Source organism: Bradyrhizobium sp. FW305-F6, from assembly GCF_058782905.1.
In genome coordinates, this window is the sequence record NZ_JBYSYD010000003.1 from 490,727 (window position 1) to 511,230 (window position 20,504).

A 20,504-nucleotide genomic window follows, 5' to 3' on the forward strand; every position below is an offset into this window, starting at 1 on the left:
ACGGCTCCTCCCACAGGCCCCAACGGCCGGGGAAGGGGTCCCGCCCAAGGTCGAGACTCAAGAAAAGCATGTTCAAACGCATTCTGATCGCCAATCGCGGCGAAATCGCCTGCCGGGTCATCAAGACCGCTCGCAAGATGGGAATTCAGACGGTTGCGGTCTATTCCGAGGCCGACCGCGATGCCCTCCATGTCGAGATGGCCGACGAGGCCGTTCTGATCGGTCCCCCCGCCGCGGCCGAGAGCTATCTGGTGATCGAGAAGATCGTCGAGGCCTGCCGCAAGACGGGCGCCGAGGCCGTGCATCCCGGCTACGGCTTCCTGTCCGAGCGCGAGGCCTTTCCGCGCGCGCTGGAGGCCGCGGGCATCGTCTTCATCGGCCCGAACCCGGGCGCGATCGCAGCGATGGGCGACAAGATCGAATCCAAGAAGGCGGCCGCGAAGGCCAAGGTCTCGACCGTGCCGGGCTATCTCGGCGTCATCGAGGACGACAAGCACGCCGTCAAGATCGCCGACGAGATCGGCTATCCCGTGATGATCAAGGCCTCCGCCGGCGGCGGCGGCAAGGGCATGCGTATCGCCAATTCCAGGTCCGAGGTCGCCGAAGGCTTCAACCTCGCCAAAGCCGAGGCCAAGGCTTCGTTCGGCGACGACCGCGTCTTCGTCGAGAAGTTCATCGTCGATCCCCGCCACATCGAGATCCAGGTGCTCGGCGACAAGCACGGCAACGTGATCTATCTCGGCGAGCGCGAATGCTCGATCCAGCGCCGCAACCAGAAGGTCATCGAGGAGGCGCCGTCGCCGCTGCTGGACGAGGCGACGCGCCGCAAGATGGGCGAGCAGGCGGTCGCGCTGGCCAAGGCCGTGAACTACGATTCCGCCGGCACCGTCGAGTTCGTCGCCGGCCAGGACAAGAGCTTCTACTTCCTGGAGATGAACACGCGTCTTCAGGTCGAGCATCCCGTGACCGAGCTCGTCACCGGCATCGACCTCGTCGAGCAGATGATCCGCGTCGCGAGCGGCGAGAAGCTCGCCATCGCGCAGAAGGACGTCACGCTGACGGGCTGGGCGGTGGAATCGCGCCTCTACGCCGAAGATCCGTTCCGCAACTTCCTGCCCTCGATCGGGCGCCTGGTGAAGTATCGTCCGCCCGCAGAAGCGAGCCACGACGGCATCACCATCCGCAACGACACCGGCGTGCAGGAGGGCGGCGAGATCTCGATCCACTACGATCCGATGATCGCCAAGCTGGTCACGCATGCGCCCTCGCGTGCGGCCGCGATCGAGGCTCAGGCCACTGCGCTGGATTCGTTCTATGTCGACGGCATCAGGCACAACATCCCGTTCCTGTCGGCGCTGATGCATCATCCGCGCTGGCGCGAGGGACGGCTTTCGACCGGCTTCATCGCCGAGGAATTTCCCAAGGGCTTTGCAGTGCGCGTGCCTGAAGGCGAGGTCGCGCGACGGATCGCGGCGGTCGGCGCCGCGATCGACCATGTGCTCGGCGAGCGCAAGCGGCAGATCTCCGGCCAGATGGGTGGCCGCGTCGTGCAGCGCGAGCGGCGTCGCGCGGTCTGGCTCGACCGCCAGGAGATTCTGCTCGACGTGGCGCGCGAGGGCGAGGCGATCGCGATCCGCTTCATCGACGCCGACGGCAAGGCCGGCAAAACGCATCTGCTGGCCTCGCCCTGGAAGCCCGGCGATCCGGTCTGGCAGGGCACCATCGACGGCCACCTTGTCGCGGTGCAGACACGCCCGATCGCGAACGGAGTCCGTCTCGCGCATCAGGGCGTCGAGGTGCCGGTCTATGTCTGGACCGAGGCGGAAGCAGCGTCCGCGCGGCTGATGCCGGTCACGACTGCGTCCGACAGCGGCAAGAAGCTGCTCTGCCCGATGCCCGGCCTCGTGGTCTCCATCGCTGTGACCGAGGGGCAGGAGGTCAAGGCCGGCGAGACGCTCGCGGTGGTTGAAGCCATGAAGATGCAGAACGTGCTGCGCGCCGAGCAGGATGGAACGGTGAAGAAGATCCACGCCAGCGCCGGCGCGACGCTGGCGGTGGACGCGCTGATCCTGGAGTTTGCTTAGAGCGCTCCGGAGCACGACAGTCGACTCTCACCCTGAGGAGCCGCGCTTGCGCGGCGTCTCGAAGGGCGAGGCCACAGCCGGGCCTGCATCCTTCGAGACGCGCGCAAGAGCGCGCTCCTCAGGATGAGGAATTGAGAGTGAGGCACCCATGGCCTTTCGTTCCCGCCGCGAGAAACTTCGCTCCATCCTGTCGGGCGACAATTGCGTCCATCCCGGCTCGGTCTATGACGCGATCTCGATCCGCATTGCCGAGGATCTCGGTTTTCCGCTCGGCATGTTCGGCGGATCAGTCGCTTCGCTGGCCGTGCTCGGCGACCCCGATATCACGCTTATCACCCTCACCGAGCTTGCCGAGCAGATGCGGCGGATGTCGCGTGCCTCGGCGCTGCCGGTGCTCGTCGATGCCGATCACGGCTACGGCAATGCGCTGAACGTGCGCCGCACGGTGCAGGAGCTGGAGATGGCGGGCGCTGCCGGGCTCACCATCGAGGATACGCTGCTGCCGGCGGCGTTCGGCGAGACGAAGGCGCAGCTGGTCTCGCTCGAGGAAGGCATCGGCAAGATGAAGGCGGCGCTCGACGGCCGCAGCGATCCCTCCCTGGTCATCATGGGCCGCACGGGCGCCGCCGCGATCACCTCGATCGAGGATGCGGTTCGCCGCGCCCGCGCTTATGAGGCCGCCGGGGTCGATGCGCTGTTCTTCACCGGCATCAAGTCGCGCACCGAGCTCGAGGCCATCGCATCCGCCACGCGCCTGCCGATCGTGCTCGGCGGCGCGCCGGAGGCGTTGAGCGCGCTCGATGACCTCGCACGCCAACGCGTTCGCATCGCGCTCCAGGGCCATGCACCGATCGCCGCCGCGACGCAGGCGGTTTACGAGACGCAGAAGGCGCTGCGCGAAGGCGTTGCGCCAAAAAACCTCAAAGGGCTCGCATCCTCCGAGCTGACGGCCCGCGTCATGCGGGAGGCCGACGTCAAGGCGCGCAGCGCCGACGTGCTCGGGCTGAAGCGATGAGCCGGGCGATCCTCCAGGTCATGATCCGCGGGCGCGTGCAGGGCGTTGGCTATCGGGCCTGGGTTGAATACCAGGCGACGACGAGCGGTCTCGAAGGCTGGGTCCGCAACCGCCGCGACGGCAGCGTGGAAGCGCTGTTCGCGGGCACGCCGAAGCACGTCGCCGACATGGTTGCGCTGTGCCGCCACGGCCCGCCGTCCGCGCGCGTCGACAGTGTCACCAGCGAGACGGCGAGCGTGGATGAGCTGAATCTGCGCCGGGCAGGGGAAGCGTTTTCGGTGCTGCCGACGGTGTAGGTCCGGTCACCTCGGCAATTTCGCGATCGCCTCGCTCAGCTCGTGGATTCGTAGGGCTTGCGCAGGATCGGGAAATCGCCGCGGACGCCCGCGGCCACCTCGCTGTAGCCGGTCGCGAGCAGGATCGGCAGGCCTGGGTGGATCTGGCGGAGATGATGGGCGAGGGTCAAGCCATCCATCTTGCCGGGCATGACGATATCCGAGAACACGAAGTCCACCCCGTTGGTCTCGATCTCGCGCAAGGCGGCTTCGGCGTCGGCAACCCGGCGCACCTGGTAGCCGAGCTGCTCCAACAGTCCGGTGCTGACGAGCGCGACGTCGGGATTGTCCTCCACCAGCAATACCGTGCCGCTGCCGCGAAACGCCGGCTCTCCCGGTGCGTCGGCTGATGGCGTCTCGTCTCCTCGTGGCAGCAGGACCGTGAAGGTCGTGCCTTTTCCGAGCTCGCTTGCGACCTTCACCGTGCCGCCGGCCTGGTGGGCGAACCCGTGCACCTGCGACAGGCCGAGGCCGGTGCCTTTTCCGATCGGCTTGGTCGTGAAGAAGGGCTCGAAGATCTTGTCGAGAACGTCGGAGGGAATTCCGAGCCCGGTATCGCTGATCTCGATTGCGACGAAATCGCCGGCAAGGGGCGTCTCGTTCAGCACGACATTGTGCGCCCGGATCGTCACCGTGCCGCCGTCCGGCATCGCGTCGCGGGCATTGATGACGAGGTTGAGCAGCGCGGTCTCGAGCTCGGAGACGTCGGTCTTGATCGGCCAGGTGTCGGAGCCGATGTCGAAGGCGAGGCGCACGGAGCTGCCGACGCCGGCCTCGAGCACCTCGCGGATGGCCGCGACGCGTTCGGCGAAATCGATCGCCTGTGGGTTGACGCTCTGCCGCCGCGCGAAGGTGAGGAGCTGGCTGGTCAGCGCGGCGCCGCGTCTGGTCGCGGTCTCGATTGCGGACATGGCGCGCGCGAGCCTGGGGTCCTCGGCGGTGCCCTTCTTGAGGATGTGAAGGCTGCCGCTGATGATCATCAGGAGATTGTTGAAGTCGTGGGCGACCCCGCCGGTGAGCTGTCCGAGTGCATCGAACTTCTGCGACTCGGCGAGCTGCTTCTGCATCGCCTCGAGCTTGAGCTGGGAATTGCGGCGCTCGGTGATGTCGCGCGTGATCTTGGCGAAGCCGATCAGTGCGCCGGCCTCGTAGATCGGGTCGATCACGACGCTGGCCCAGAAGAAGGTGCCGTCCTTGCGGACGCGCCAGCCTTCCTCCTCGTATCGGCCCTTGTCCCGTGCGATGCCCAGCGCCCGTGCGGGCTTGCCGTTGGCGCGATCGGTTTCGGTGTAAAAACGGGAAAAATGCTGGCCGAGAATCTCCCTCGGCGAATAGCCCTTGATGCGCTCGCCGCCGATGTTCCAGCTCGTGATGATCCCGTTGGGGTCGAGCATGTAGAGGGCGTAGTCGGCAACGCCTTCAACCAACAGCCGGAAACTGCGTTCGCTTTCGAATAAGTCTCTCTGCTGATTGAGCTTTTCGATCATTCCGGGCCCGCCTCGACGGGGACAAACGCGGCACCGGCCAAATTGTTCCCTAGGCATGTCGCATTTTCTGGGCAGGTAACCGGCCGTAGGCAAGGCGCCTTGACAACAAGGCGATTTCGTCAGATATTTCTGTCATGACAGAAATGACCGGAAAAACAAAACTCCCTATCGCCGTTGAGCGCTTCATCCTGCATTGGGGCGACATGGGCGACGAGTGGGGAGTGAACCGCTCGGTAAGCCAGATTCACGGGCTGCTTTATCTCGCCGAGGCGCCGATGACGGCCGAGGACATCGCCGAGACGCTCGGCATGGCCCGCTCGAACGTGTCCAACTCATTGAAGGAGCTGCTCGCCTGGAACCTGATCCGGCGGGTGCCGATCCTCGGCGACCGCCGCGACCACTATGAGGCCGAGACCGACATCTGGGAGATCGCGGCCAGGATCGCGGCGCGGCGCAAGGAGCGGGAGATCGACCCGGCGATCGCGGCGCTTCGCGCCTGCGTGGCCGATGCCACGGACGATCCCGGCATCAGTCCGGTCGCAGCCAAGCGCCTGAAGGAGATGCTCGCGTTCACCGAGCTCGCCGACCACTGGTTCATGCAGATGCTGAAAGTGCCGCGGCCGCGGCTGGTCGCCTTGATGCGGCTTGGCGAGAAGATCGCCAACCTGCTGCCGCTGGGCAAAACCAAATAGCGGAAGGAGAGGGCGATGACGTCGGCTCGATTGTCAGGTTGCAAGGCACGAACCTACGCTCATACGAAACTGCTCGACGATCGCCGTTTCCGCGCATTGCTATCGGATGAGGATTGGGGCCGCCTGCCGCTTGCGACCTGGCGGCGCTTTTCCAAGCGCGTCGCCGATGGCGACAGCGTTGTCTATGTCGGAATCATCGAGAAGGTCGCGTTCAGCAATCTCGGCTGGTGGTTCGCGCAAGCGGCGCGACTGATCGGCGGGCCATTGCCGACCGGCCGCGATATCGGTGTCCCGATGATCGTCACGGTCACCGAGGACGGTGCGACCGGCGGCCAGACCTGGACGCGCATCTGCGCCCGCGAACGCGGCTTTCCGCAGGTGATCCATTCGGCAAAGCGCTTTGCAGGCCCAACCGGCCTCGAGGAATATGTTGGCTTCGGGGTGTCCATGGCGCTGCGCATTGCGGTCGAGGACCAGACGCTGGTCTTCCGCAGCGCCGGCTATGGCCTGCAAATCGGACACCTTTGGATCCCTCTGCCGCCATGGCTCACGCCGGGCGATCTCACGGTGACGCACCGCGACCTCGGCGAGGGCGTGTTCCGCTTCACCCTCGATGTCATTCATCCGCGCTACGGCGCGCTGATCCATCAGTCCGCCTTGTTCAGGGAGGCCCTATCATGACGCCGCTGCTGTGGACGCTCATCGCCATCCAGATTGCGATGGGCGTGTTCGACACCTTCTATCACCACGAATTCACCGAGCGCCTGGCCTGGCGTCCGTCACAGCGCTTCGAGCTGAAGCTGCACGGGATCCGCAACATGCTCTATGCGCTCCTGTTCCTGGTGCTCGGCTGGCTCGAGGTTCACGGCGTGCTGGCGCTGTTGATCGTTGCGGTGCTGGTCGCCGAGATCGTCATCACCTTGATGGATTTCGTCGAGGAGGATCTGAGCCGCAAGCTGCCGCCGAGCGAGCGTATCAATCACACGCTGCTTGCGATCAATTACGGCGCCATCCTGGTGCTGCTGATGCCGGTGCTGATCGGATGGGCGATGCAGCCCGTCTACGTGGTCGTCGTCTATCAAGGTCTGCTCAGTATCGCCGCGACCGCCTGCGCACTCGGCGCTGCGCTTTGTGGTGTCAGGGACTTTGCGGCGATGCGCCGGCTCGCCCGCATCCAAAGCGTGGCGGCGGCCGGGCTTGTCGAAAAGCTGCCCGGCCGCAAGACCGTGCTGATCACCGGTGCCACCGGATTTATCGGCAGCCGCCTCGCGGCAAGCCTCAGCAGGGCAGGGCACCACGTCATCGCGCTGATCCGCAATCCCGCGAAATCCGAGATGCTGCCGCCGCCAGTGACGCTGATCACCAGCCTCGATCAACTCGCTTCGGACACGCAGATCGACGCCATCGTCAACCTTGCGGGCGAGCCGATCGGCAACGGCCTGTGGACCGATGCGAAGCGTGCGAAGATCATCGGCTCGCGCATCGACACGACCGCCGAGGTCGTCAAGCTGATCGCGCGGCTCGCGCGCAAGCCCGAGGTGCTGATCAGCGGCTCGGCGATCGGCTGGTACGGTTTGTGGGCGGACCAGGTGCTGACGGAATCGGCCAAATCTCACGCCTGCTTCAGCCACGAGCTGTGCGCGGCCTGGGAGACAGCGGCGCGGCCGGCCGAGGAGCTCGGCGTGCGCGTGGTGTATCTGCGCATCGGCCTCGTGCTCGGCACCGAAGGCGGCTTCATCACGCGGTTGCTGACGCCGTTCGAGTTCGGCCTCGGCGGTCCGCTCGGCACCGGGCGGCAATGGATGTCCTGGATCGAGCGCGACGATCTGATCCGGCTGATCGCCTACGTGATGGCGACGCCGGGCCTGTCGGGGCCAGTCAATGCCACCGCGCCGATCCCCGTGACCAATGCAAAGTTCACCGAGGAGCTCGGTCGGCGACTGCACCGGCCTGCGATATTCCGCATTCCAGGCGGTTTGTTGCGCCGGATCGGCGGCGGGTTTGCCGACGAACTCCTGCTCGGCGGCCAGCGCGTGCTGCCGAACAAGGCGCTGAGCCGCGGTTTTGTGTTTCGACACGAGACGCTGCGCAGTGCGTTCGAGGCGATCCTGTGAGGTGGAGAGATGTCTCGCGTTGCATGTCTTCGCTCGTTCGATGGCTGGTTTTACGGATGCCTGACTGCGACGGCCGTGCTGGACGCGATGGTATTTGTCTCCGTGGCTGTGATATCGCCTGAGCCTAGCCTCAAGCAGACTGTCGTTAGTATGCTCGGAGCTGCACTCTTCGTCGTGCCGTTCACGTTTTTCGCGACTTTTATTCTCACGGCCATTCCGGCGGCCATTTTGATCTGGCTTGGCGAACGTCTGCGCACGCGTGCCATGGCGTTCTACGTAGGCTCCGGCGTGGTGGTTGGTGCGTTGTTTTGCGCGTTGCTCTTAAAGGACATCAGTTGGTTCGGCGCGGCATTTATTCTCGCCGGCGGTCCAGCTGGGCTCGTTTATTGGCGCTTGGCGGGCAGGTACGTCGGGGAGGACTAGAGACAAACGATCGGAGCGCTAAACCGCCACGCTCCGGAACGTCGCTGCCACCACACGCAGCGCGGCGAGCTTGGCGGGATCGCTGACCTTCGAGTGCAGCATCACTTTCGAGCTGCCGAGTTTCGGCAGCCTAAGCGCCGGTCCGATATCGACCAGCCCGGGAGGCGCGATCCGCCGCGCCAGCGGCGCGATGGCGAGCCCGGCGAGTGCGGCAGCGACCACCGCGGTGACGCCGCCGCCGACGAAGCGTTCGCGCCAGGCGATGCGGGCCTTGTCGAGCGCACGCACGGCGACGGCGCGGACGCCGCAGGGCGGGGCGAGGGTTGCGAGCGGCAATGGCTCTCCCTTCGGCAGCGAAAAACGTCGCGCGGCGTACCAGCCGAATTCGTCCTCGGTCAGCTTCTCGCCGCCGCGGCGACTGCCTTCCTGGCGCACGATCACCGCATCGAGCTCGCCGGCGTCATAAGCATCCTGCATCTCCCGCGAGAAGCCGATGGTGACGGCGAGGGTGAGGTTTGAGGACATCGCGTGCAGCCGTTCGAGCAGCGGCACCAGTTCGGGTCCCGTCGCGTGATCGGAGATGCCGAGCGTGAGCAAGGGCGCGGCGGAAGCGTCGCCCGACAGCGCGCGATCATGCGCGTCCATCAGCGTGCGGGCGCGTTCGAGAAACGCAGCGCCCTCGGCAGTGAGCCGGACCGCACGCGGCGAGCGCTCCACGAGGCGCTTTTCGAGCAACGCTTCCAGCCGCTGCAGCTTGAGACTGACGGCCGCCTGCGTCGTGCCCAACGCTTCGGCGGCGCGGGTGAAGCTCTGGAGGTCGGCGACCAGAAGGAAGGCCTTGATGGTGGCGATGTCGAGGGTTGGTGTCATTTCGAAGTCTTATCACTGATATCAAAACAGATAAGATACAGAAATGATGAGGGAAGGTCTAGCTTCTCGTCAATGCCGCAGCAATTGGCGGCACTAGAGGAGAACGACCATGCCACTGATCACCGTGTCCTACACCACGTCCCGCCGGTCGCCTTCGCTGAAGGCCGACATCGTCAACGCGGTCTCCGGGCTCACCGCGGAGATCCTGCACAAGGATCCCAAGGTCACCGCCATCATCGTGAAGTCCGTGGATGCCGGCGACTGGTTCGCCGGCGGCAAGTCGCTCGCCGAGCAAGCTCTCGCCAGCTACTGGATCGACATCCACGTCACCGAGGGCACCAACACCAAGGACGAGAAGGCCGCCTATCTCGCCGCCATGTTCAAGCGCATGGCCGGGATTTTGGGCCCGCTGCATCCCGAGACCTATCTGCATGTCGACGAGGTCAAGGGCGACGCCTACGGCTTCGGCGGGCTGACCCAGGAGCGGCGCTACATCGCCGGCAAGCTCGAGGTGTCACTTGAGGGGGGTGAGGCCGGAAGCCGCGGGTGAGTCAAACGCGCGCCTAGACCGCCGCGTCCGGCAGCAGCGCGCGGGTCGGCCCGTACAGCTCCTCGAACGCCTGTCTCAGCGCGATATCGACATCGGCCATGGTCACGAGCTGGCCGAGATCGGCCAGCGAGGTGACGCCGTAGCGGGGATCGGCGACACCGCAAGGAACGATGCCGGCGAAATGCGACAGCTCCGGCTCGACATTGATGGCGATGCCGTGGAACGAGACCCAGCGTTTCAGGCGGACGCCGATCGCGGCGATCTTGTCCTCGTGATCGGCGCCCTTGTCGGGCCGCCTGACCCAGACGCCGACCCGGTCCTCGCGCCGCTCGCCGCGGACGTTGAAGGCGGCGAGCGTCTTCAGGATCAATTCCTCGAGGCTGGCGACATAGGCCCGCACGTCCGGCCGGCGGCGCTTGAGGTCGAGCATGATGTAGGCCACCCGCTGACCGGGACCGTGATAGGTCAGCTGTCCGCCGCGCCCGGTGGCAAAGGTCGGGAAGCGGGGGTCGAGCAGGTCGCTGTCCTTGCCCGAGGTGCCGGAGGTGTAGAGCGGGGGGTGCTCGAGCAGCCAGATCAGCTCGGGGGCCTCGCCCGCCGCGATCGCCGCAACGCGCGCCTCCATGGCGGCCACGGCGTCCGGGTAGGGCACCGGCGCGTCAGAGATCCGCCACTCCACCGGCGCACCGCCGGAGGCGGAGAACGACCTCAAATCGAGCTGTTGGCGAGGGTTTTGCGGCGAATTAACCATTGGCTAACCATAACGTGGTGATCATCTCGGGGGCAAATGCCAAGTCCCTTGGCCGAGTCCCAAATCGTTTAGTCCCAGGTTGCGGCGGTCCCGACAGTGCCCACTCTCGACAAAGTCACCGTGGATCTCATGGTCGTCCTCGGGACGACCACGATGCCGATCCATCAAGTATTACGTCTTTCCCGCGGCGCCATCATCGAGCTGGACGCAACCGAGGCCGACGAGGTCAAGGTGCTCGCCAACAATCTGCCGGTGGCCTCCGGGGTCGTGCTGGTCGATCGCAACCGGATCGCGGTCGAGGTCAAGCAGATGCTGCCTCGATCGGCGGGGACCCGGTAGGGCGCTGAAGCGCGCGCCGACGGCCTGGACGCGCCCGCTAGGGCTGATCTCCCGGGGAGGGCCGGCTTTTTCCTGCCAAGCTTGTGGAATTCAGGGTCTTTGCAGGCTTGTATCCCCCTGATGGATTTGTTAGATCGGCGCCGCTGATCCGGCCAGCCTTCAAGCCTCAGGCCGGCATCTCCTAGCGCTCGTGGCGGAACTGGTAGACGCGCTGCCTTGAGGTGGCAGTGGGTAACACCGTGGGGGTTCGAGTCCCTCCGAGCGCACCAAGTCTTTGAAATTCTGGACCAGTTTGATGGTGTCCCAGCGACGGGCGCAACTGGAGCAAGCCGTTCGCCGCGCGCGACATGCTCCGCGTTTCAGCGCTCCCGCAAGCTTTCCTGCCCATAGCGAACGAGCGGCGAGATCAGATAGCTCAGGATGGTCCGTGTGCCGGTCTTGATCTCCACCGTGACGGCCATGCCGGGCGCCAGATTAACGGTACGCCCATCGACGTCCATCTCCGGGCGATCGAGCGAAACGCGGGCGGAATAGACGAGTTCCTGGCCTTTCGGCTCGCTTGACGCCGTTTCGGTGCCGGTCGGCGTGTCGCCGGGCTTCTCCGGGGGCTTGTTGCGGACGATGGCATCCTGGGAAACGCTGAGCACCTTGCCTTGGCGCAACCCGTAACGGGTGAAGCTGAAGGTATCGATCTTGATCGCGGCGTCTTCACCCGGACGGACGAAGCCGATGTCGCGGTTCGAGATCATCGCCTCGATCTCGAGGCCGCCGCTGGTCGGCACCAAGACCATCAGCGTCTGGGCCGGCGTGACGACGCCGCCGATGGAGTGTACGGCGAGCTGCTGGACGATGCCGTCCTCCTGCGCGCTGAGGCGCAGAAGGCTGGTGCGCTGCTCGGCCTTGACGATGTCCTGTCGCAGGCCTGCCGCCTTCTGCTCGGTCTTGGCGAGCTCGTCGAACAGGCCGCGTTGATATTCGGCTTCCGTCCGCCGCAAGGTCTCCTCGATGCCACCCACGGCCGCATCGGCCTCGACGAAGTGGCTCTTCTGAACGAGCAGCTCCTGCTGGTAGGAGACGAGATCCTGCATCTCGGTGAGATATTGCAGCTTGGAGCCGAATTCGCGGTCCACGAGATATTTGCGTACGTCGACGCGCTGCTGCAGGATCGGAATCAACGAGGAGATTTTGCCGATCGAGGCCTCGGTGGTGGCACGCTCCGCCTTCTTCTGCGTGCCCTGCCATTGCAGTGCGGTCAGCTTGGCTGCCTGCTCCGCCGTTTGCGAAGCAAGAAATCGTTTGGCGGTCCGGATCTGCTCAGGGGTAGCGCCTTGGGGTGGGACAAATTTGCCTTCGTCGCCGCCGGCAAGCGCGGCCCGCAGCCGTGCAATGTCGAGTTCGCTGGCAACGAGGTCGCTCTGGAGATGGCTGAGCTCCGCCTGACTCATGGTCGGGTCGAGTTCGATCAAGAGGTCGCCGGCCTTGACGCGTTGACCGTCCTTCACGTGGATGGCACGCACAACGGCGGTCTCGAAGGGCTGGATGACCTTGGTGCGACCATCCGGCACGATTTTCCCGGTCGCGGTGGCAATGATATTGACCGTGCCGATGCTGGCCCAAACCAGCGCGATCAGGAAGGCCACCGAGATCGCCGCGGAAATGGCCCGGCCGATCGGAGAGGGCGGGGTTTCCACGATCTCGAGGGCGGCCGGGAGGAATGCCAGTTCGTCGCGCGTGCGCGTTGGCCTGCGGAGCAAGGCAAGCATCGCCCTAGCCGACTTCATGGATGCCTGCCTGGACTCGGTGAAGTGTCGCGTAGCGGCCGCCGCTGCGGATCAACTGATCGTGCGAGCCGTCCTCGACGATGCGCCCGCGCTCGATCGTGATGATGCGGTCCGCGGTCCGGACGGTCGACAGCCGATGCGCGATAATCAGGACGGTACGGCCTGCCGTGATTTCGCGCATGTTCTGCTGGATGACCCGCTCGCTCTCGTAGTCGAGTGCGGAGGTGGCTTCGTCGAAGATCAGGATGCGCGGATTGGTCATCAGTGCGCGCGCGATCGCGATGCGCTGGCGCTGGCCGCCGGACAGCGTGCTGCCACGTTCGCCTATGACCGTGTCGTAGCCGTCCTGAAGCTCGAGGATGAAATCGTGGGCGCCGGCGAGCCTTGCCGCTGCCACGACACGCTCCATCGGCAGGGCCGGATCCGCGAGCGCGATGTTGTCGCGCACCGACCGGTTGAACAGCATGTTCTCCTGCAGCACGACGCCGACCTGCCGGCGCAGCCAGGTCGGGTCGACTGCGGCAAGGTCGTTGCCGTCGACCAGCACGCGGCCTGACTCGGGCAGGTAGAGCCGCTGAATCAGCTTTCCCAGCGTGCTCTTGCCCGACCCAGAAGTGCCGACGATGCCGACGATTTGACCGGCCGGTATTCTCAGGTTGACATCGTTCAGGATGCTCGGGCCGTCGATCCGGTAGCGAAAGCCGACATGTTCAAAGACGATCTCGCCGCGGATGGCTGGCAGCGCCGCGCGGCCGGGCCGATGCGTTGGCTCCGGCACGGTATTGAGAATGTCGCCGAGCCGCTCGACCGACAATCGCGCCTGGTGAAAGTCCTGCCAGAGCTGGGACAACCTCAGAACCGGTGCCGTGACGCGACCCGAGAGCATGTTGAATGCGACGAGTTCGCCGACGGTCAAGCTCCCGTCGATGACGAGCTTGGCGCCGAAATAGAGCAGCAAGGCCATGTTGATCTTGCTGACGAACTGCACGGCCTGGCTGGCGACGTTACCGAGATCGACGACGCGGAAGCTCGAAGCCACGTAGCCGGCGAGCTGTTCTTCCCAGCGCCGCTGCATCTGCGGTTCGACGGCCATGGCCTTGAGCGTCTCCACCCCCGTCACGCTTTCCACCAGAAAGGACTGGTTTTCGGCACCACGCTTGAATTTCTCGTCCAGCCGGTGACGGAACAGCGGCGTGGCGCCTGCGGAGATCGCGATGTAGAATGGAAAAGACGCAAGAACGATCGCGGTCAGGAGCGGGGAATAGAACGCCATCAGCGCGAGGAAGACGAAGGTGAAGAAAAGGTCGATCAGCAGGGTCAGTGCCGAGCCGGTGATGAAGTTGCGGAGATTTTCGAGTTCGCGAACGCGCGCAACGGTGTCGCCAACCCGGCGCGCCTGGAAGTAGGCGAGCGGGAGCGCCAGCAGGTGGCGGAACAGACGGGCTCCGAGTTCGACGTCGATGCGGTTCGTGGTGTGCGCGAACAGATAGGTGCGCAAGCCGCCGAGCACGACTTCGAAGATCGATATCGCGACGATGCCCACGACCAGCACATCCAGCGTGCTCATGCTGCGGTGAACGAGGACCTTGTCGATCACCACCTGGAAGAAAAGTGGCGAGACCAGCGCGAAGATCTGCAGGAAGAAGGAGGCGAGCAGCACCTCGCCGAGCAGGCCACGGTAGCGGTTGATGGCGCCCATGAACCAGGTGATGTCGAAGCGCCGCGACAATTCGGCCAGAGCCGCCCGCTTGGTCATCAGGATGATGCGGCCGTCCCACAGCACCTCGAACTGCGCCTTGGTCAGCATCTGCGGGCGAGGCGAGCCGGGATATTGCACGATGGCCTTGCCGTCGCCGGCCTTGCCGAGGATGAGGAAGCCGCCGTCACGCAGCGGAACGATGGCCGGCAGCGGGGTCTTGTCGAGCCGGCCCCAGCTCGTCTTCACCAGCCGTGCCTTGACGTTGAACTGCCTGGTGGAGCGCAGCATCTCGGTGATGCCGACGACATCGACGCCGAGCTGATGTCGGAGCTGCTCCGGCTCGGCCGGGACGCCGAGGAACTGGAGCATCATGACCAGCGCGGTCAGGCCGGGATCGGCCGGAGCCTTGGGAGGCGCGGCGGCTGACGGCTGGCTCGCCGGCTGCTCGCTCGCCCTGGTGTCGTTGATGTTCATGGACTTGCAGCTATCCGAGCTCACCGGGTCCGGATGATCGGACATCGCCCGCCGGCGGCAGGCGGTCGAATAGCTAACGCTGCTATGTTACGGTTTGATAACTACGTTCCGGCGTAGCACACAATGTTATTGCTTCAAGGCCGCGACGCGGTGTCGATTCCGATCTAGCCGAGAGGAGGGCCGTACCGGGGCACCCCCGATACGGCCGCTGAGGCGCTCGAGCTCAGGTCTGGGCGTGCACCAGTTGGGCGCTTTGGCTGCCGGAGCCCTGAGGGTTGATGCTTCCCTCGCCGGCATCCGGGACCAGGGTGCTGGAGAACTGGTTCAGGAGAGCCAGCGAGATCTCGGTGCCGCCCTGACCGTCGGACGCCACGTTGATATCGGTATTGGCCTGGACGCCCGAGAACAGATAGCTGAACGATCCGCTTTCCGTGTTCAATGTGAGGTTTGCCCCGTCGAACGTGTAGGACGACACCAGGAGATTGCGGAAGTCGATGATGTCGCCGACCTCGAAGTTCGAGATGGTTCCGGTCAGTCCTGATGCGCTTTCGAGATAGAGCTTCGATGCCGCGCCCGAGAAGTCGACACCATTCTGCACGCCGCCCGCATAAACGTAGCCGATGCCGCCCGCGAGATGCGTGTCGCTGGCAGAGCCCGCCACGTCGAATTCGCCGCTGTTGACGAGCGCGCCGGACGCCGTGCCCGCCACGAACACGAAGCCGCCATTCACGATCGTCGCCGTGGCTGATCCGCCCACGTCGACATATTGCAGCCCGCCGGCATTCACGGTCGTGCCATCAGCGGTCGCCCCGGCGCCGATATACTCGTTTCCGCCAGCGAACACGACGGTATCGGTCGAACTGCCGGTCGCCAGCACCTGAAGGTTGCCGTTGACCTGGCTGCTCTGGACGTTGCCGCTGTTGACCTGTTGGAAGCCGCCAGCCTGCACGGTCGTGCTGATGGCTGTCCCGCTGAGAACGACGTGCTGAATTCCGCCGCTGGTGACCGTCGTGTTATTGGTCGTCCCTGCGACTTGCTGCACGCCGCCGCCAAACACGACGGTATCACTGGCCGTTCCCAGGACGTATTGAAAGCCGGCGTTGTTGATCTCTGTGCCGTTCGATGTGCCGTTGGCGTCCACATATTGCAGTCCGCCGGAGGAAATGACGGTGCCGTAGGTGGTACCCCCGGCGGCGACGAAATCATTGCCGCCGCTGACGATCACTGTTGCGTACGTCACGCCGCCGGCATGGACCTGACGGTAGCCTGCCAGTGTCGTTCCGTTCACGGTGGCATTCATGACGTCCTGGTAGCTGCCGGCGCTGACGAGCACATTGCTGGCCGTGCCACCATACACGTGCTGAACGCCGCCGTTCGAAATCACGGCACCGTTGGAGGTGCCGTAGCTGAACTGGACGCCGCCGACGATTGCCGTGTCGTTGGCCGTGCCACCGGCCTCGACCACGATGCTGCTGCCCGGGCCGACGGCCGTCGCGCCGGCGATAGTGCCGCCTCCGGCGACGTTGAGAGTGCCGGGACCGACGACGATGTAGGTGATGTTGGTGGGGGCGGACACGGTCGTTGTGCCGCTCGTTACGAGTTCAGTTGTCATTTGTGCCTCTGATGAGAGCCAATGGGGGTGATCACGCCATAGGGACAATTCGAAAAGCGAATCGATCCAAGGTTAATGATGCGAATATATCATTGCGCTCTGATAATGTTATCGTGAAAGTGGCACGCTTTGTGCGACCAATTGGCGGGCACCGCGCGTGCTGCCGAGCGTGTTTGTCGGCGATAAACCGTGAAAATCGGGCGTGAGGCCGGGATCAGCGCACGAGCGGCGAGGCGGGCGGTCGCAGTTGCTCACTGCCGAACGATACCCAGACGTTGGGATCGGCAGCACTCTGTCGCGAAAGATAGCGATACTTCGTCTCGTACCAGAAGAGGATTTCGGGGGTCTGGTTGTCGAGGATCATTTCGCCGCGGTCGGAGCGGACCGTCAGAACGGCGTGATGTCCGGAGGCGGGCGCGGGCTGTTCGACCGTCGTGACCAGGAGCGAACCTTGTGGCCAGCCAGCCCGGACGAGCAGCTTGCGCTTGAGCAGAACGATATCTTCGCAATCGCCACGATCCAAGGGCAGCGTCCAGCGCTCGGCCTTGCCGTACAAGGTCTCATCGCTGGTCCAGCTCACGCGATCGTTGACCTGCTTGTTGACCTTGTACAGCTCCTGCAGCAGTTCGGGCGTCAACACCACGTCGCGCGTCTGATCCGGCTGGGGACGGCAGTCGGCGGCGTTTTCGACGCAGAATTGCTGCCATCCCGTCGGGGGCTTCGTCGTGGCGCCGATCGCGGCAAACAGGGCCGGGCGCGCCAGGAACGCCTGAGCGGGCTGTGAGGCGAGGCAGGCTGCGACCAGTCCGGCGGCAGCCAAGACTCCAACAGTGTTCTTCAGGCTCATGCCGTCCCCCGCAATCTCCGCAGGACAGGCTCGCACAAGCCACTCGCGATCCGGCTAAGGCGCCGACTAAAATTGTATCCAATTGGATGCCCCGCCCAAGGGGCGCGGGCGCTGAATGCGACTATCGTTAACAACCGATACGGATGTCACATAGAGGTCGGATCACCGACCTGATTGTGGGGGAGCAACGAACGAGCTCCGCCTGAAGTTGCCGGCGTGACGGACGGCATCGGGCAAAGCCGAGATGGTCCGGGCTCTTGTGCTCGGGCATGGCTATCCGACGTGGTCCGCCGAGCCGGCGCTGCGCGCGCCCGTCGCGGCAGGAGGGCCCGGCTTGCCGTGCTGGCTCTTTTTTGCGCCCGCTATTTGCGGGGCCTGGCTGCTCCGGTCCGCGCTCGCAACCGCCGGCTGATCGCCCGCTCAGAAATGCGAGTCCTGCGGCCAGCGCAGCGCATGCCATTGCCCGGCGGCGATCTGACCCCGGCTCATCTTGGAGGCGACCGCGTTGCGCAGCTTCGCGTAGTTCTCCCGCATTCGCTTCGGTGCACGCGCAGTGGCGAGATTAAGCCATTTGTAGGCAGCGACGTCGTCCTGCGGCACGCCCTGGCCTTTGTCGTAAGCGAGGCCCAGCAGATATTGCGAGGTGGAATCGCCTTGTTCGGCGGCATGCCTGTACCAGTATGTAGCGGCATCGTAGCCTTGGGGGAGGCCCTGACCCGTCGCGTACATGAAGCCCACCATGCCCTGAGCTCTGGCACTGCCGCGTTCGGCCTGGGGCAACAACAGCCGCGCGGCCGTGTTGTAGTCACCGCGGTTGAAAGCATGCGTACCGGCGCCGAGCGCATCGGCGTGAGCAGCGCAGGTCCAGGCCGGACCGAACGCGAGCACGACCAACGCTATCGTACGCAGCCTGGTCATGCGAAACGCTCCCGCATCTGAGTCAATCCCGGTCAACGGTACGTGGTTGCTGCGTTCGGCTGCGGGCCGATCGCGTTGATCGTGCCGCGAAGCTTGGTGCGCAGTTCCTCGGCGATGAAATGTGCGTCGGCGCCGTCGCGAATGATCTGGGGCCGGATGAAAATGATCAACTCGGTGCGCCTGACCTGCTTGTCGGTCTGGCCAAAAACGACCTCGCCGAGGCCGGGAATCTGATCGAGCCCGGGTATTCCGGCGCGGGCCTTGGTTTGAGTGTCGCTGATGAGGCCTGCCAGCAAGACGGTTTGGCCGCTCGCGACGGCAACGGAGCTGCGAACCTTGCGGGTCGACACCGTCGGCGTGAGCGAATTGGTCGAGGTCGACGAGGAGCGTGATCCCGACGAATTGCTGACGGGATTCGATATCTCCTGCTCGACGTCGAGCCTGACATTGCCGTTGGCATTGATGCGAGGGACGACGCGCAGGATGATGCCCGTGCTGCGGTAATCGGTCGTGTTGGCGATCGTGTTGTTGCCGGTCAGCACCGTCGCGCTTCCCGTCTGGATCGGAATTTCGTCGCCAACCTGCAAAGTCGCGATCTGGTTGTCGATCACGACCACCGAGGGGTTCGACAGCACCTTGACGTCCGTGACCGCATGCAACGCATTGAGGACCGCCCGCGGCGTTTGCGCCGAGCCCACCAGGAAGTTGAAGCCGGGGATGGCGCGTTGAAGCACGACGTCGGCCGCAGCCGCGGCGACGGAGGTCGCGCCATTGTAGCCGAACGAGCCGGTATTCGGCTTGAGGCCGACATCGCGGCTCATGATGTACGACTGCACGCCGTACTGCAGATCGTCCGTCAGGGTCACTTCGGCAATCGTCGCATCGATCGCTACCTGCAACTGGGGCTGATCGATCTCCCGGATGGTCTGCTCGATGATGCGGTACTGTTCCTGACTGGCATAGATCAGCAGCGTGTTGTTGACGCTGTCGGCGGTGATGCGGACGCCGTCGAGCAAGTTACCCGCACCCGCACCGCCGCGGCCGGTGTTTTGCCCAGCGCCGGCGCTGTCGAACAGACTGGTCCCGCCCTGCGCACTCGCTGACGCGCCGTAGCCGGCCTGACCGGACGAGGTGTCCGCGGAGGCGCCGTTTGCCGCACGTCCTCCAGCATTGGAGCTGAAGCCGCTGGCCGACGAAGCGGGCGCTGCAGAGAGCCGGCTGAGGGCGGATCCTCCGCTGGAGCTCGCCGCAATTCCCGATCCGGGCGCAATTGTCCCGCCCGCGCCGTCGAGCGGCGACGTCGCCGCACCCGACGTGCCGCCTGACCCGAACACGTCGTTGAGGACGCGCGCGATCTGCTTGGAATCTCCGAACTTGACCCGATACACGTGAACGGCGGACCGGCCGCTGTTCGTGGTGTCGAGGCGGCGTATCCAGGTCTCGACCCGCTTCAGCAACTCCGGCCGTCTTGTCACCGCGAGCACCGCGTTCATCCTGGCGATGGACTGGAACTTGATCAGATTCTGCGTCATCCCGCCTTCGCCGGAATCAACGATCTTCTCCAGTTCGGCGATAATCGGGCCCGGATTGCTGTTCTGGACCGGAAAGACGCCGACCGATTGGCCCTTGAGGAAATCGGCGTCGAAACTGAGCACGAGGTCGACCGCATTCCGACGCTCGCTGCCGGACCCCTGAACCAGGATCAGATTCCGGCTGGTGTCGGCGCGGACCATTCCCTGCTTCGTTGCAAAACTGTCCACCAGCTTGATCACGGTCTGCGCCGAGACGTATTGCAGCGGTACGACGGTGATGCCGTAACCGGGCGTCATGCGGTCGGATGCATCCGCGGCACCCGTACCGACCGCGTCCTGCTGCGGCATCAACCTGTAGCCGGTATCGTCCCGCACCAGAGCCACGCCGCCGATTCTCAGCGCATTCTCCAGGGCGAACGCGACGTCGGACTTCGGTATGGGGCGTCCGGAAGACAGGCTGATATTGCCCTGGACGCGCGGGTCTATCACATAGCCGACGCCGAGGATGTCTCCGAGGACGACCTTGGCGACGGAGGCAATCGGTGAATTGTCGAAATTCAGCTCGAACCGCTCGGTACTGACGCTGGCCTGCTGCGACGACGTCGCTACGGGCGCGTCCTCGCCAGAGCCGCCGGTATAGATTGCCGTCTTGGCACGCGGGCCGGTTGACAGCTCACGCTGCGGCAACTGGTTCGGATAGCGCGGCAACAGGTCAATGGACCGGACCTTGTCGAATACGTCGGGGTCCTTGCCGGAATCGGCATCCGCAACGCCACTCACCGTGTTGCACGATCCCAGCAGCACGCAGATGAAGGCGCACTGGACGACAAAGCCGATCCGGAATGCTGTTCGGCTCACTGTCTGCCTCACTCACGCACGGGCCACTGGTTTTTCGTTGCGGCGGGCGAGCCGGCCAAGCGCTTGCTTATCTCCCTCGTGTGACATTCATGTGTTATGTTACCGATCGCAACCAGTCGGTTC

17 protein-coding genes, 1 tRNA gene and 1 pseudogene are annotated in these 20,504 nt (G+C 64.8%); 10 read left to right on the top strand and 9 right to left on the bottom strand.

What is annotated here, in order from left to right; all coding sequences use genetic code 11:
- Nucleotides 1-68: 68 nt before the first annotated feature.
- The 3 genes from AC3WLX_RS22790 to AC3WLX_RS22800 all read left to right on the top strand — a co-directional run bounded on the left by AC3WLX_RS22790 (nt 69) and on the right by AC3WLX_RS22800 (nt 3,395).
- A complete protein-coding gene (locus AC3WLX_RS22790) occupies nt 69-2,084 on the top strand; it encodes an acetyl-CoA carboxylase biotin carboxylase subunit (protein WP_492337663.1) in 2,016 nt (671 codons plus the stop codon).
- Between the two features lie 148 nt (nt 2,085-2,232).
- Complete coding sequence (locus tag AC3WLX_RS22795; RefSeq protein ID WP_492337664.1) at nt 2,233-3,099, top strand: isocitrate lyase/PEP mutase family protein; 867 nt, start codon at nt 2,233-2,235, stop codon at nt 3,097-3,099.
- On the top strand, nt 3,096-3,395 hold the full coding sequence (locus AC3WLX_RS22800) for an acylphosphatase (RefSeq protein WP_492337665.1): 300 nt from the start codon (nt 3,096-3,098) through the stop codon (nt 3,393-3,395). The genes AC3WLX_RS22795 and AC3WLX_RS22800 overlap by 4 nt, the downstream gene beginning before the upstream one ends.
- Before the next feature lie 6 nt (nt 3,396-3,401).
- On the opposite strand, the pseudogene AC3WLX_RS22805 reads toward AC3WLX_RS22800, so the two are convergent.
- Nucleotides 3,402-4,921 (bottom strand): annotated as a pseudogene (locus tag AC3WLX_RS22805) (PAS domain-containing sensor histidine kinase).
- Between the two features lie 134 nt (nt 4,922-5,055).
- Here AC3WLX_RS22805 and AC3WLX_RS22810 point away from each other — a divergent pair.
- Genes AC3WLX_RS22810 through AC3WLX_RS22825 form a run of 4 tightly spaced genes read left to right on the top strand, consistent with a single transcriptional unit; the run spans nt 5,056 to nt 8,150 of the window.
- Nucleotides 5,056-5,613, top strand: a complete 558-nt coding sequence (locus AC3WLX_RS22810) for a GbsR/MarR family transcriptional regulator (protein ID WP_492337666.1) — start codon at nt 5,056-5,058, stop codon at nt 5,611-5,613.
- A 15-nt stretch (nt 5,614-5,628) separates the two neighbouring features.
- Nucleotides 5,629-6,294, top strand: coding sequence for a DUF4166 domain-containing protein (locus AC3WLX_RS22815; RefSeq protein WP_492337667.1), 666 nt, complete (start codon nt 5,629-5,631; stop codon nt 6,292-6,294).
- Entirely contained in the window at nt 6,291-7,727 is a 1,437-nt protein-coding gene (locus AC3WLX_RS22820) for a TIGR01777 family oxidoreductase (RefSeq protein WP_492337668.1), read from the top strand. Before AC3WLX_RS22815 ends, AC3WLX_RS22820 begins: the two co-directional genes overlap by 4 nt.
- A gap of 9 nt (nt 7,728-7,736) precedes the next feature.
- Nucleotides 7,737-8,150, top strand: coding sequence for a hypothetical protein (locus tag AC3WLX_RS22825; protein ID WP_492337669.1), 414 nt, complete (start codon nt 7,737-7,739; stop codon nt 8,148-8,150).
- An 18-nt stretch (nt 8,151-8,168) separates the two neighbouring features.
- Here AC3WLX_RS22825 and AC3WLX_RS22830 read toward each other — a convergent pair whose 3' ends face one another.
- A complete protein-coding gene (locus AC3WLX_RS22830) occupies nt 8,169-9,020 on the bottom strand; it encodes a LysR family transcriptional regulator (RefSeq protein ID WP_492337670.1) in 852 nt (283 codons plus the stop codon).
- Nucleotides 9,021-9,129: 109 nt separating this feature from the next.
- Between AC3WLX_RS22830 and AC3WLX_RS22835 the strand changes: the two genes are divergently transcribed.
- Nucleotides 9,130-9,570: a tautomerase family protein gene (locus AC3WLX_RS22835; RefSeq protein ID WP_492337671.1), complete on the top strand. Its 441-nt coding sequence runs from the start codon at nt 9,130-9,132 to the stop codon at nt 9,568-9,570.
- Between the two features lie 13 nt (nt 9,571-9,583).
- On the opposite strand, the gene lipB is transcribed toward AC3WLX_RS22835, so the two are convergent.
- A complete protein-coding gene (gene lipB / locus AC3WLX_RS22840; protein ID WP_492337672.1) occupies nt 9,584-10,321 on the bottom strand; it encodes a lipoyl(octanoyl) transferase LipB in 738 nt (245 codons plus the stop codon).
- A 96-nt stretch (nt 10,322-10,417) separates the two neighbouring features.
- Between lipB and AC3WLX_RS22845 the strand changes: the two genes are divergently transcribed.
- Nucleotides 10,418-10,660, top strand: a complete 243-nt coding sequence (locus AC3WLX_RS22845) for a FliM/FliN family flagellar motor switch protein (RefSeq protein WP_028177375.1) — start codon at nt 10,418-10,420, stop codon at nt 10,658-10,660.
- 184 nt (nt 10,661-10,844) lie between these two features.
- Nucleotides 10,845-10,929 (top strand) — tRNA-Leu (locus tag AC3WLX_RS22850).
- 90 nt (nt 10,930-11,019) lie between these two features.
- Here the strand turns inward: AC3WLX_RS22850 and AC3WLX_RS22855 are convergent.
- The 6 genes from AC3WLX_RS22855 to gspD form a co-directional block, all read right to left on the bottom strand.
- Nucleotides 11,020-12,423 carry an HlyD family type I secretion periplasmic adaptor subunit gene (locus AC3WLX_RS22855; protein ID WP_492337673.1) on the bottom strand — a complete coding sequence of 468 codons (1,404 nt, stop codon included), beginning with the start codon at nt 12,421-12,423 and terminating at the stop codon, nt 11,020-11,022.
- A gap of 4 nt (nt 12,424-12,427) precedes the next feature.
- Nucleotides 12,428-14,614, bottom strand: coding sequence for a type I secretion system permease/ATPase (locus tag AC3WLX_RS22860; protein ID WP_492337674.1), 2,187 nt, complete (start codon nt 14,612-14,614; stop codon nt 12,428-12,430).
- A gap of 223 nt (nt 14,615-14,837) precedes the next feature.
- Nucleotides 14,838-16,226 (bottom strand): hypothetical protein, encoded by a 1,389-nt coding sequence (locus AC3WLX_RS22865; RefSeq protein ID WP_492337675.1) that lies wholly within the window; start codon nt 16,224-16,226, stop codon nt 14,838-14,840.
- Nucleotides 16,227-16,440: 214 nt separating this feature from the next.
- Nucleotides 16,441-17,073, bottom strand: a complete 633-nt coding sequence (locus AC3WLX_RS22870) for a transglutaminase-like cysteine peptidase (protein WP_492337676.1) — start codon at nt 17,071-17,073, stop codon at nt 16,441-16,443.
- A 420-nt stretch (nt 17,074-17,493) separates the two neighbouring features.
- Nucleotides 17,494-17,991 carry a tetratricopeptide repeat protein gene (locus AC3WLX_RS22875; RefSeq protein ID WP_291620228.1) on the bottom strand — a complete coding sequence of 166 codons (498 nt, stop codon included), beginning with the start codon at nt 17,989-17,991 and terminating at the stop codon, nt 17,494-17,496.
- 32 nt (nt 17,992-18,023) lie between these two features.
- Entirely contained in the window at nt 18,024-20,381 is a 2,358-nt protein-coding gene (gspD, locus tag AC3WLX_RS22880; RefSeq protein WP_492337677.1) for a type II secretion system secretin GspD, read from the bottom strand.
- Nucleotides 20,382-20,504 lie beyond the last annotated feature (123 nt).